The following is a 12383-nucleotide window of genomic DNA, read 5'->3' on the forward strand; positions in this document are numbered from 1 at the left end:
AATGCACATGGCAGACCAATGACCGACACTGTTGAAACGATCGACTATTCCAAGACGCTTTATCTGCCGCAGACGGATTTCCCGATGCGCGCCGGCTTGCCGGAGAAGGAACCGCTGCTGGTCAAGCGCTGGCAGGACATGGACCTCTACGCCAAGCTGCGCGAAGACGCAGCCGGTCGCGAAAAATACGTCCTGCATGACGGCCCGCCCTACGCCAACGGCAACATCCATATCGGCCATGCGCTGAACAAGATCCTCAAGGACGTCATCACCCGCTCGTTCCAGATGCGCGGCTATGACTCCAACTATGTGCCGGGCTGGGATTGCCACGGCCTGCCGATCGAATGGAAGATCGAGGAACAGTACCGCGCCAAGGGCAAGAACAAGGACGAGGTGCCGGTCAACGAATTCCGCAAGGAATGCAGGGAATTCGCCGCGCACTGGATCTCGGTGCAAGGCGGCGAGTTCCAGCGGCTCGGCGTCGTCGGCGATTTCGACAATCCCTATACGACGATGGCCTTCCATGCCGAGGCGCGCATCGCCGGCGAATTGCTGAAGTTCGCCATGTCGGGCCAGCTCTACCGCGGCTCCAAGCCGGTGATGTGGAGCGTGGTCGAGCGCACGGCGCTGGCCGAGGCCGAGGTCGAGTACCAGGACTACGAGAGCGACATGATCTGGGTGAAGTTTCCTGTTGCCAGCCTCGAGGCTGGGCAGCCGGCACTGGATCCCAAGCTCACCGAGGCGTCGCTGGACCTGCTGGAGGCCCATGTCGTCATCTGGACGACGACGCCCTGGACAATCCCCGGCAACCGCGCCGTCAGCTATTCGCCGCGCGTCGCCTACGGGCTCTATGACGTCACGGCAGCGGAGAACGCGTTCGGCCCGCAACCGGGCGAGAAGCTGATCTTCGCCGACGCGCTGGCCGAAGACTCGGCGGCCAAGGCGAAAATCACCTTGAATCGCCTTCATAGCGTTTCGGCCGAACAGCTTGGAAGCCTTACGCTTTCCCATCCGTTCCAGGGTCTTGGCGGCGGTTATGAATACCCGGTGCCGATGATCGCCGGCGAACACGTCACCGACGATGCCGGAACCGGCTTCGTGCATACCGCCCCCAGCCACGGCCGCGAGGATTTCGACGCCTGGACGGATGCGATGGCCGAGCTGCTCAAGCGCGGCATCGACACGGCGATCCCGTTCCCGGTCGACGATGCCGGCTTCTTCACCAAGGACGCGCCGGGCTTCGGTCCAGACCGCGAAGGCGGACCTGCGCGCGTCATCGACGACAACGGCAAGAAGGGCAATGCCAACCAGGCGGTCATCGACGAACTGATCAAGCGCAACGCACTTTTTGCGCGCGGCCGGCTGAAGCACAGCTACCCGCACTCGTGGCGCTCGAAGAAGCCGATCATCTTCCGCAACACGCCGCAATGGTTCGTCTATATGGACAAGGAACTCGGCGACGGCACCACGCTGCGCAGCCGCGCGCTGAAGGCGATCGACGACACCCGTTTCGTGCCGGCGGCCGGCCAGAACCGCATCCGCGCCATGATCGAGGAGCGTCCTGACTGGGTGCTGTCGCGCCAGCGCGCCTGGGGCGTGCCGATCGCCGTCTTTGCCGACGAGGACGGCAATGTGCTGAAGGACGAAGCCGTCAACCAGCGCATCATGGACGCTTTCGAACGGGAAGGCGCCGACGCCTGGTTCGCTGCCGGCGCCAAGGAGCGTTTCCTCGGCAATCACGATGCCTCCAAATGGAAGCAGGTGATGGACATTCTCGACGTCTGGTTCGATTCGGGCTCGACGCATGTCTTCACGCTGGAAGATCGTCCGGACCTGAAATGGCCGGCCGACGTTTATCTCGAAGGCTCCGACCAGCATCGCGGCTGGTTTCACTCCTCGCTGCTCGAAAGCTGCGGCACCAGGGGCAGGGCGCCCTACGACACCGTCGTCACCCATGGCTTCACCATGGACGAGGAGGGGCGCAAGATGTCGAAGTCGCTTGGCAACACGGTGGTGCCGCAGGACGTCATCAAACAGTCCGGCGCCGACATCCTGCGGTTGTGGGTGGTGACGACAGACTATTGGGAAGACCAGCGGCTCGGCAAGAACGTGCTGCAGACCAACATCGACGCCTACCGCAAGCTCCGCAACACCATCCGCTGGATGCTGGGCACGCTCGCCCATGACGATGGCGAAGAGGTACCGCTGGAAAAGATGCCGGAGCTGGAGCGGCTGATGCTGCACCGGCTGGCCGAGCTCGATGAGGTCGTGCGCTCGGGTTACGACGCGTTCGAGTTCAAGCGCATCACCCGCACTTTGCTCGACTTCATGGTGGTCGAGCTGTCGGCCTTCTATTTCGACATCAGGAAGGACGCGCTTTATTGCGACGGGCCCTCCAGCGTGAAGCGCAAGGCCTCTGTGCAAGTGGTGCGACACCTCTTCGACTGCCTGGTGAAATGGCTGGCGCCGATGCTGCCTTTCACCATGGAAGAAGCCTGGCTCGACCGTCATCCCGATGCGGTCTCGCTGCATCTCGACCAGTTCCCTGAGATTCCGGCCAACTGGAAGAACGAGGCGCTGGCGGAGAAATGGCGCAAGGTGCGGCAGGTCCGCCGTGTCGTCACCGGTGCGCTCGAGATCGCCCGGGCCCAGAAGGTCATCGGCTCATCGCTGGAAGCGGTACCGGTCGTGACCCTCGACGATGCCGCACTTGAAGCCGCAATCGCCGATGTCGACATGGCCGAGATGGCGATCACCAGCGATCTCGTCATCGCCCATGGCAAGGCGCCGGAAGGCGCCTTTGCGCTCGACGATGTCAAAGGTGTCGCCGTGGTGGTCGAAAAAGCCGAGGACCGCGGCCTGGTCAAATGCGCGCGCTCGTGGCGCTATACGGCCGATGTCGGGCAGGACGCCGAATTCCCCGATGTTTCGGCCCGCGATGCCGCCGTGCTGCATGAACTGCAGGCTCTGGGACGTTTGTGAGTGCATAAGCCGGTGCACAAAAGCCACGCCGCGTGGGCGGAAACCGCCCGCGCGTTGCCCTTAACGGGTGGTTGAGGTAAACACGCGAAACTCCGGAAGACAAATTGTCGCCGGATTTCCGTCGCAAGAGCGTGGACGATGGGGACCGGACCTTTGGCCGGTGACGATCAAGAGGCTGTCTAGAGTGGGACTTTTTGGCATGACCGACAGAACTTCCGTGCGCGTTGCGCTGCTGGCGCCGCTTGTCGCGTCCGGCCTCGCTCTGTCCGGCTGCATGAGTTCGCCCACCTACGGCACCGACAAGACCGCTGGCGAGCAGCTTGTCGGCGACCTGTCCGGCGCCTTCGCGGTCTCGCCAAAGCGCAAGCAACAGATTGACTACAAGCCGCGTCCGGAGCTGGTGAAGCCCGCACCGGGGCAGAAGGAAGTGCTGCCGGCACCGCAGGAAAGCATCGAGACGGCGAGCACCGATTGGCCCGAATCGCCCGAGCAGCGCCGCGCCCGCCTGCGTGCAGACGCCACCGCCCACCAGGATGATCCGTCCTATCAGTCACAGATCGTCGACGATGTGCAGACCGATCCGGCCGCGGTGAAGAAGGCGATGGCGGATTCAGCTTCGAGCCACCCGCCGCGCTGGTCGCCGGCGGATTCGGACAAGGGCCGCGCCGCCGAGATCCAGCGCCGCACGGCAGAGGGCAAGCAGGGCGATCCCAACAGCCGCAAATATCTGAGCGAGCCGCCTCTGGCCTATCGCGCCGCCGCCGACACCGCGCCTCAGGGCGAGCTCGGCGAGGATGAATACAAGAAGGAACGCCGCCTCAAGAAGGAGGCTGCCGCCAAGAGCAAGAGCGGCGGGCTGTTCGACTGGCTGCCCTCCTGGTAGGAGACCGCTTGGAAATTCTACTCCGGCGGCCATCTGATGGCGTTTTCTGCGCTTCCGGTGCTCACGGACCACAATGTCCGCTGCGCTCCGGTTCTTGAAACCACCACCATATGACTCATCCGAGCGAATTTCGAAGCAGTCTCTGGCGTTCTACGGTTCCCGCCTTTCCCTGAAGAATTCCTTGAGCAGCGAGGCTGCATCGGCCTCGGCGATGCCCGGATAGATATCGGGCGTATGGTGGCAGGTCGGGGAGGCGAAGAAGCGCACGCCGTTGACCACCGCGCCGCCCTTCTCGTCAACCGCGCCAAAATACAGCCGGCGCAGCCTGGCGAAGGAAATGGCGCCGGCGCACATGGCGCAGGGCTCCAGCGTCACATAAAGGTCGTGGCCGGTCAGCCGCTCGCTGGAGAGCTTCTGGCAGGCCGCGCGGATCGCCAGCATTTCGGCATGCGCCGTCGGATCGGCAAGTTCGCGGGTGCGGTTGCCGGCGGATGCCACCACCGTATCGCCGCTGGCGATGACAGCGCCGACGGGAACTTCGCCACGCAAGGCGGCGGCTTTCGCCTCTTTCAGCGCCAGCGCCATGAAATCCGGCCGCTTCACGCGGTTTCCATCCTGATTATCTCCTCGCCACTTAGCGGTGATCCTGTTATGGAGCGCGTCAACCCGAACGTCGGACTCGATTTTCGGAAATGATCATGCGCCACATCAAAGTGCTATAGCGTTCGTTGCGCGCCCCAGAGGATGCGCCACGCTGTAGCAGCGCAAACGGACAAAGGCCACATGGACGACAACGACAAGAAATCTCCGCGACACAAAGGCTCGGGCAAAAGCGGCCCGAGAGCCGCGGGGCCGCGCCGTGATGGCGCCGCCGGAAAAGGCGGCAAGCCTTCCTTCGGGGCCAAGAAACCCTACTCGCCGCGCGGCGCCCGGCCGGCAGCGGCTGAAGGCGAGCGGCCGAAGCGCGACTTCAAGAGCGGCGACCGGCCGTTCAGCAAGGGACCACGCCCGGAAGGCAAGCCTTTCGAAAAGCGCGAAGGGCCGCGCAAACCCTACGCACCGCGTGGCGATCGCCCTATGGCGGCCGAGGGTGAACGCAAGCCGTATGAAAAGCGCGAAGGGCCGCGCAAGCCCTATGCGCCGCGCGGCGACCGGCCGATGGCGGCCGATGGCGAGCGGCCGAAGCGCGACTTCAAGAGCGGCGACCGACCGTTCAGCAAAGGGCCGCGCCCTGAAGGCAAGCCCTATGAGAAGCGCGAAGGTCCGCGCAAGCCCTACGCACCGCGCGGCGATCGGCCCGCTTCCGCCGAAGGCGAAAAGCGTTTCGACCGGCCAAAGCGCGATTTTGGCGATCGCCCGCAGCGCGACGCCGGAGATCGTCCCAAGCGTGACTTCAGCGATCGTCCCAAGCGTGACTTCGCGGATCGCCCCAAGCGCGATTTCGGCGGTGACCGGCCGCAAGGTGGATCTGGCGGCGGCTTCAAGCCGCGCCCGCGCGCCGCGGAAGCGGAAGAAGCCGGCGAGCGCATCGCCAAGCGGCTGGCCCGCGCCGGCCTTGCGTCGCGGCGCGACGCCGAGGATCTGATCGCGGCGGGCCGCGTCAAGGTCAACAACCGGGCTTTGACCTCGCCGGCCTTCAACGTGATGCCCGGCGACATCATCCATCTCGACGGCATGGAAATCCCGCCGATCGAGCGCACAAGGCTGTTCCTGTTCCACAAGCCGGCCGGGGTCGTCACCACCAACCGCGACCCCGAGGGACGCAAGACCGTGTTCGACGTGCTGCCGGCCGAATTGCCGCGGCTGATGACCATCGGTCGGCTCGACATCAACACCGAGGGCCTGCTGCTGCTCACAAATGATGGCGGGCTGTCGCGCGTGCTCGAACTGCCTGCCACTGGTTGGCTGCGCCGTTACCGCGTGCGCGTTCATGGCAAGGTCGAGGAAAGCGTGCTCGCAGGCCTGCGTGAAGGCATTGCCGTCGACGGTGTCTTCTACGGCGCCATCGAAGCGACGCTGGACCGTGAGCAAGGCACCAACGCCTGGCTGACGATCGGCCTGCGCGAGGGCAAGAATCGTGAAGTGAAAAACATCCTTGGTTCGCTCGGCCTCGACGTGACGCGGCTGATCCGCATCTCCTATGGGCCGTTCCAGCTCGACGACCTCGCCGAAGGCCATGTGCTGGAGATCAAGGGCCGCGTCTTGCGCGACCAGCTCGGCGAGCGCCTGGTCGAGGAATCCGGCGCCAATTTCGACGCCGAGATCATCAAGCCGTTTTCCAACCAGCCGGTGCGGCGCGAGCGCGAAGTGGAGCCGGAGCGGCCGAAATTCACCCGCGAGGGCGACCGCCGACCGATCGGCGAAGGCGGTCTGATCAAGAACCGTAAGCGCCGCGAGGGCAGCCGCGACGAAGCGCTGGGCAAGCTGTCGACCAGCCCCGAAAGAGGCGCTGCGCCGGCAAAGAGCTTTGGCGAGCGCGGCGCGAGACCCGAGCGAAGCGAGTTTCGCGATAAGCCACGTGGCGATTTCGGTGACAAACCCCGCGGCGGCTTCGGCGACAAACCCCGTGGTGGCTTTGGCGACAAGCCGCGCGGCGGCAAGAAGCCTGAGCGCGAGCAGCGGCCGATCGAGCCGCCGGGCCAGCGCAAGGCCAATGTCTGGATGGCGCCGGGCGCGCGTCCGATCGGCAAGGGCAGGGCGGAAGCCGACGCCGCCAAGGCGGCCGACGCCAAGGCGCGCAAGGCCTCGTTCAAGCCATCCTATGGCAAGCCGGCTGGCGCCAAGCCGTTCGGCAAGCCACGCGGCGAGCGCCCGGATGGCGGTCGGGGCGGTGAGCGGCCGCGCAATGGTCCCAAGGGTCCCCGGACCAGATGAGACCCGGACCTAAATGAGAATCGTCGGCGGCCAATTTCGCGGGCGTCCGCTGGCGACGCCTCGCGACCACGCCATTCGTCCGACCACCGACCGCGCCCGCGAGGCCGTCTTCAACGTGCTGGCGCACCGCTTCGCCGACAAGCTCGAGGGCGCGCGCGTGCTCGACCTGTTCGCCGGCACCGGCGCGCTCGGCCTCGAAGCGCTGTCGCGCGGCGCTTCCTATGGCGTCTTCATCGAAGAATCGGCGGAAGGACGCGGCCTGATCCGTACCAATGTCGAAGCCTTTGGCCTCACCGGACGCACCAAGATCTTTCGCCGCGACGCGTCGGCCTTGGGCGAGGCCGGTACGCTTGCGGCATTCGGCCTGATCTTCGCCGATCCGCCCTATGGCAAGGGCCTTGGCGAGCGCGCCTTGCGTTCGGCCAGGGATGGCGGCTGGTTGCTGCACGGCGCGCTCTGCGTGGTCGAGGAAGCCGCCTCGGCGCCCTTCGAGGTTGGGCCCGAATTCTCGGTGGTTGACGAGCGCAACTACGGCGAGACGGTGATCCGGTTCATCGAGGCTGGGTGATTAGGCTCCCCCTTCTCCCCTTGTGGGAGAAGGTGGCCGAGCGAAGCTCGGTCGGATGAGGGGTGTTGGAAGGATCGCTGCTTTGGAGGTTAAGTGTCGAAAATCGCTTACATTTTCCTTCGTTGAATTTCTTCCGGCACCCCTCATCCGTCTCGGCGCTGCGCGTCGATCCACCTTCTCCCACAAGGGGAGAAGGAAGAAACAGCGCCTTCAAAATGACGCACAATTCACTTTGCCTCCATGGCCAACCTGCCTATCCTCGCGCGATAACAACCGGAGCCATCAATGACACTTCATACTGAATGGCTGCGGAGAGCGTTGCTCGCCACCGCGTTGACCATGGCCGGCCCGGCCTTGGCCGCGGACGACGGCAAGGTGGCGAACTTCCTGCTCGACAACGGCATGGAAGTGGTCGTTATCCCCGATCATCGCGCCCCCATCGTCACTCATATGGTGTGGTACAAGATCGGCAGCGCCGACGAGCCGGCAGGCAAATCCGGCATTGCGCATTTCTTCGAACATCTGATGTTCAAGGCCACGACCAACCACGCCGCGGGCGAGTTCGACCGCGCCATTTCGGACATAGGCGGCTCCAACAACGCCTTCACGTCCTATGACTACACCGCCTTCCATGAGACAGTGACGCCCTCGGCGCTCGAGCTGATGATGAGCTTCGAGGCCGACCGCATGCGTAACCTCATCCTGACCGACGAGGTCATCAAGACCGAGCGCGACGTGATCCTGGAAGAGCGCCGCTCGCGCATAGACAGCAATCCCGAGGCCGTGCTCGACGAAGAGGTCGATGCAACGCTCTGGCAGAACCAGCCCTACCGCATTCCGGTGATCGGCTGGATGCAGGAGATGGAACAGCTGAACCGCACCGATGCGGTTGCTTTCTATGACAAGTACTATCGGCCCAACAATGCCGTGCTGATCGTGGCCGGCGATGTCGATCCGGATATAGTGAAGACACTGGCCGAAAGGACCTATGGCAAGGTCGCGCGCGGCCCGGATCTGCCCCCGCGCATCCGCCCGGTCGAGCCGGAGCAGAACACCAGGCGCACGGTGACGCTCACCGATGCGCGCGTTTCGGTGCCGAGCTTTTCGACGCAATGGGTGGTTCCGTCCTACCACACGGCAAAACCCGGCGAGGCCGAGGCGCTCGACCTTTTGGGAGAGATCCTTGGCGGCGGCACCCGCAGCCGGCTCTACCAGCAGCTCGTGGTCAAGCAAGGCATCGCATCGGGGACCGGCGCCTTCTTCCAGGGCACCATGCTCGACGCCACCAATTTCACCGTCTATGGCGCGCCGCGCGGCGACGCCAAGCTGAGCGACGTCGAGGCAGCGGTCGACGCCGAGATCGCCCGCATCGTCAAGGACGGCGTCACTGCTGACGAGCTGGAGAAGGCCAAGGCCCGCTATATCAGGGCCCTGATCTTCGCCCGCGACAAGCAGGACGAGATGGCCAATCTCTACGGCGCCGAGCTCGCCACCGGCGGCAACGTTAGGGATGTCGAAGAATGGCCGGACCGCATCCGCAAGGTCACCGCCGACGAGATCAAGGCGGTCGCCGCACGCTATTTGCTGCTCGACCGTTCGACCACCGGCTATCTCTTGCCGCAGCAGCAGGCGGGGAATTGATGATGAGCCTGCATAGCGCTGTGTTGCCTTCTCGCGTTGTGCGCCACTTACCTTCTCCCCTTGTGGGAGAAGGTGGATCGGCGCGCAGCGCCGAGACGGATGAGGGGCGCGTGAAGGATCGCCGTCGTCGCCAAGCTGGAACACCCCTCATCCGACCGAGCTTCGCTCGGCCACCTTCTCCCACAAGGGGAGAAGGGGGAGCCTGGCGGGGAGAAGGTAAGGCGCTCCGCGCCTCCGCCACTTTGTTCCTCTCCATCCTTTTCCTCGTCCTGCCGGCGCTTGCCGCGCGCGCGATGGACATCCAGCAGGTGACGTCCTCCAAGGGCATCAACGCCTGGCTGGTCGAGGATCACTCGATTCCGATCATTGCCATTCGCTTCGTCTTCGATGGCGGCTCGACGCAGGATCCGGCGGGGCGGGAAGGGTTGGTCAATCTGATGACCGGCCTGTTCGACGAGGGCGCCGGCGACCTCGACAGCGAGGCCTTTCAGACCAGGCTTGACGATGCCGGCGCCGAAATGGGCTTCGACGCGGCACGCGACGGCACCTATGGCTCGATGCGCATGCTGGCCGACCAGAAGGATGCGGCCTTCGACCTGCTCAGGCTGGCGGTCACCAGCCCACGCTTCGACCAGGCGCCGATAGACCGCATCCGCTCCCAGATCCTCTCCGGCATCATCGCCAGTGAGCGCGACCCCAACACCGTCGCGCAGACCAAATGGCTGCGCGCCATCTATGGCGACCATCCCTATTCCAGGCCCGACCAGGGCACCAAGGACAGTATTGCCACCATCACGGCGGCGGATCTGGCTGCCTTCCACAAGGCCAATTTCGCCCGCAACGGCCTGCATGTTGCGGTGGTTGGCGACATCGACGCCGCGACACTGAAACAGAAGCTCGATGACGTCTTCGGCGGCCTGCCGGAAAAGCAGTTGCTGCAACCGGTTGCCGATACCGAGCTGAAACTCGGCCAGCAGCTGGAGGTCGACTACGACCTGCCGCAGACCTCGCTGCAGTTTGCCTATCCCGGCGTGAAGCGCGATGCGCCGGATTTCTTCGCCGCGGTGCTGATGAACCAGATTCTCGGTGGTGGCACCTTCACCTCTCGCCTCTATGACGAGGTGCGCGAAAAGCGCGGTCTGGCCTACAGCGTCGATTCCAACCTGGTCGATCACCAGCATTCCAACGCGCTGATCATCACCACGGCGACGCGTTCGGACCGCGCGGCCGAGACGCTCGGCATCGTCAAGGATGTCGTCAAGAAGATGGCCGGGGAGGGCCCGACCGAGGCCGAACTGGACGCAACCAAGAAATACATGGTCGGCGCCTATGCTATCAGCAATCTGGATTCCTCCAGCGCCATTGCCTCGACGCTCGTGGAGTTGCAGCTCGACAATCTTGGCATCGATTACATGCAGCGCCGTGCGGCGCTGATCAACGGCGTGACGCTCGATCAGGTTAAGGCGGCGGCGAAGAAGCTGCTGACGCCTGAGCCCGCGATCATGAGCATCGGCCCGAAGCTGGAGGCCAAATGACAGGTCCCACCTTCGGCATCGCCTTTGGCGGCGGCGGCGCCCGCGGCCTTGCCCACATCCACATCGTCGAGGCGCTGGACGAACTCGGCATCAAGCCGGTGGCCATCGCCGGCTCCTCGATCGGCGCCATCATGGGCGCCGGCATGGCCTCGGGCATGAGCGGCAAGGACATCGAGGACTATGCCCGCTCGATCCTTGGCCGCCGCGCCGAGGTCGCGGCACGCATGTGGCGCTCGCGGCCGGGCACAATCGCCGAGGCCATGCAGGGCGGCATCCGCGTCAGCCAGTTCAACATCGAGCGCATCCTGAAGGCCTTCCTGCCCGAAGCCATTCCCGAAACCTTCGCCGAACTGAAGATCCCGCTCAAGGTGACGGCGACCGACTATTTCGGCCACAAGCTGGCTGTCTTCGACGATGGCGACCTGCATTCGGCCTTGGCCGCTTCGGCCGCCATCCCCGCCGTATTCCGCCCGGTAACGCGCGACGACCGCGTGCTGATCGACGGCGGCATCTACAATCCCGTGCCGTTCGATCTCATCGAACGTGCCGCCGACATCATCATCGCCATCGACGTCGTCGGCGCGCCCAGCGAAGCCGAGCGCAAGCACCCGACCACCGTCGACCTGATGTACGGCGCCACGCAATTGATGATGCAGTCGATCATCGCCCACAAGCTGAACCAGCGCCCCCCCGACATATTGATCCGCCCGCCGGTGTCGAAATACCGCGTGCTCGATTTCATGAAGATCGACACGCTCATGGCCGAGACGGAAGAGATCAAGGACGAGCTGAAGCGCGAGGTGGAAAGGGTGGTGGAGGCCAGGGAGGGCGCTGCCACCAAAGGCAAACGGGGAAAGAAGGCTGGGTGAGGGAGGCTGCTGATCTCCCCCCTTGTGGGGGAGATGGCCGGCAGGCCAGAGGGGGGCGCTGTCCCGCCAGCCTGTCAACGAACTTCCATTTGGGCGCCACGCCGTTTTGTCGGCTTTCGTCGGTCGAACCCGAACGCTGGCGTTCCTTCGCGCCCCCCTCTGCCCTGCCGGGCGTTCGTCGTTCGGAAAGCCAAGCAATTGGCTTTCCGTCCGCTTCGCGGACCACTCCTCAACCCCCACGAGGGGGGAGATTAGCTGTCACACCTTCCCAGCCGTATATTCCAGCGCCACCACGCCATTGCCGAACGTGAGGGCCGAGACCGGCTCCAGCGCCACTGGCATATCGGACGGGAACAGCTTCTTGCCCTCACCGACGGAGCCGGGGTAGCTCAGCAACCTGACGCGGTCGACCAGGCCATGGCGCAGCAATTCCTGCGCGACGCTGAGGCTGCCATGCACATAGATGTTGCCGCCGCTACCTTGCTTCAGCGCCCGGACTGCTTCCGGCAGCGACCCTTGCAGCAGCTCCGCCGGCTTCCAGTCCAGTGCTTTCAGGCTGGTGGAAGCGACATATTTCGGCAGCGCGTTGAACCGGTCGGCAAAATCGCCGGTTTCGCTCGGCCACGAGCCGGCAAAAATCTCATAGGTCGTGCGCCCCAGAAGCATGGCGCCGCTATCGGCAAGCTCATCCTCCTTGAACCTTTGCATCTCGTCGTTCCAGGTCACTTTGGGCAGCTTCTCGACCTCGGCTATGCCGTCGACGCTGATGAATTCGGTGACGATCAGTTTCCGCATGGCGTTCTCCTTTCTGTGGCCAGAGGACGGACGGCGCTAGGCGGATGCGACACACTCCGTGAAATTCCAGTAGGCTCTGCTGCCGATCGACATTGGAATGAGAAACACCGGTAGCGAGACGGCCAAGGATGGGCCGAAGGTGGCGACGGGGGCAAGGGATCGCACCGCCGCCAAGGAGAGGATACTGGCTACAATATAGCTTGTGTACCTACCTCGCACACCTCGTGATAGTCTTG

Annotated in this window: 9 protein-coding genes; 7 read left to right on the forward strand and 2 right to left on the reverse strand. The window is 64.3% G+C overall.

Annotation, left to right across the window (positions count from 1 at the left end; translation table 11 throughout):
* Positions 1-18: 18 nt before the first annotated feature.
* Complete coding sequence (ileS, locus tag H0241_RS23985) at positions 19-2982, forward strand: isoleucine--tRNA ligase (RefSeq protein WP_181060304.1); 2964 nt, start codon at positions 19-21, stop codon at positions 2980-2982.
* A gap of 199 nt (positions 2983-3181) precedes the next feature.
* Positions 3182-3865: a hypothetical protein gene (locus H0241_RS23990; RefSeq protein WP_181060305.1), complete on the forward strand. Its 684-nt coding sequence runs from the start codon at positions 3182-3184 to the stop codon at positions 3863-3865.
* Positions 3866-4015: 150 nt separating this feature from the next.
* Here H0241_RS23990 and H0241_RS23995 read toward each other — a convergent pair whose 3' ends face one another.
* Positions 4016-4468, reverse strand: coding sequence for a nucleoside deaminase (locus H0241_RS23995; RefSeq protein WP_181060306.1), 453 nt, complete (start codon positions 4466-4468; stop codon positions 4016-4018).
* Positions 4469-4648: 180 nt separating this feature from the next.
* On the opposite strand from H0241_RS23995, the gene H0241_RS24000 reads away from it, so the two are divergent.
* From H0241_RS24000 to H0241_RS24020, 5 genes are all read left to right on the forward strand, one after another.
* Positions 4649-6739: a pseudouridine synthase gene (locus H0241_RS24000; RefSeq protein WP_181060307.1), complete on the forward strand. Its 2091-nt coding sequence runs from the start codon at positions 4649-4651 to the stop codon at positions 6737-6739.
* A gap of 13 nt (positions 6740-6752) precedes the next feature.
* Positions 6753-7307 (forward strand): 16S rRNA (guanine(966)-N(2))-methyltransferase RsmD, encoded by a 555-nt coding sequence (rsmD, locus tag H0241_RS24005; RefSeq protein WP_181060308.1) that lies wholly within the window; start codon positions 6753-6755, stop codon positions 7305-7307.
* A gap of 285 nt (positions 7308-7592) precedes the next feature.
* Positions 7593-8948, forward strand: coding sequence for a M16 family metallopeptidase (locus H0241_RS24010; protein ID WP_181060309.1), 1356 nt, complete (start codon positions 7593-7595; stop codon positions 8946-8948).
* Between the two features lie 293 nt (positions 8949-9241).
* Complete coding sequence (locus H0241_RS24015; RefSeq protein WP_407941771.1) at positions 9242-10483, forward strand: M16 family metallopeptidase; 1242 nt, start codon at positions 9242-9244, stop codon at positions 10481-10483.
* A complete protein-coding gene (locus H0241_RS24020) occupies positions 10480-11352 on the forward strand; it encodes a patatin-like phospholipase family protein (RefSeq protein ID WP_181060310.1) in 873 nt (290 codons plus the stop codon). The genes H0241_RS24015 and H0241_RS24020 overlap by 4 nt, the downstream gene beginning before the upstream one ends.
* Positions 11353-11610: 258 nt before the next feature.
* On the opposite strand, the gene H0241_RS24025 is transcribed toward H0241_RS24020, so the two are convergent.
* On the reverse strand, positions 11611-12147 hold the full coding sequence (locus H0241_RS24025; protein ID WP_181060311.1) for a dihydrofolate reductase family protein: 537 nt from the start codon (positions 12145-12147) through the stop codon (positions 11611-11613).
* Between the last annotated feature and the right edge of the window lie 236 nt (positions 12148-12383).

The sequence above is a fragment of the Mesorhizobium neociceri genome (genome assembly GCF_013520985.1).
GTDB lineage: Bacteria > Pseudomonadota > Alphaproteobacteria > Rhizobiales > Rhizobiaceae > Mesorhizobium > Mesorhizobium neociceri.

Excerpts from the sequence above, each read along its gene's own strand:
- H0241_RS24020 (WP_181060310.1), top strand. The coding sequence starts at position 10,480 with ATGACAGGTCCCACCTTCGGCATCGCCTTTGGCGGCGGCGGCGCCCGC.
- H0241_RS23990 (WP_181060305.1), top strand. The coding sequence starts at position 3,182 with ATGACCGACAGAACTTCCGTGCGCGTTGCGCTGCTGGCGCCGCTTGTC.
- rsmD (WP_181060308.1), top strand. The coding sequence starts at position 6,753 with ATGAGAATCGTCGGCGGCCAATTTCGCGGGCGTCCGCTGGCGACGCCT.
- H0241_RS24015 (WP_407941771.1), top strand. The coding sequence starts at position 9,242 with ATGGACATCCAGCAGGTGACGTCCTCCAAGGGCATCAACGCCTGGCTG.
- H0241_RS24025 (WP_181060311.1), bottom strand. The coding sequence starts at position 12,147 with ATGCGGAAACTGATCGTCACCGAATTCATCAGCGTCGACGGCATAGCC.
- H0241_RS24010 (WP_181060309.1), top strand. The coding sequence starts at position 7,593 with ATGACACTTCATACTGAATGGCTGCGGAGAGCGTTGCTCGCCACCGCG.
- ileS (WP_181060304.1), top strand. The coding sequence starts at position 19 with ATGACCGACACTGTTGAAACGATCGACTATTCCAAGACGCTTTATCTG.
- H0241_RS24000 (WP_181060307.1), top strand. The coding sequence starts at position 4,649 with ATGGACGACAACGACAAGAAATCTCCGCGACACAAAGGCTCGGGCAAA.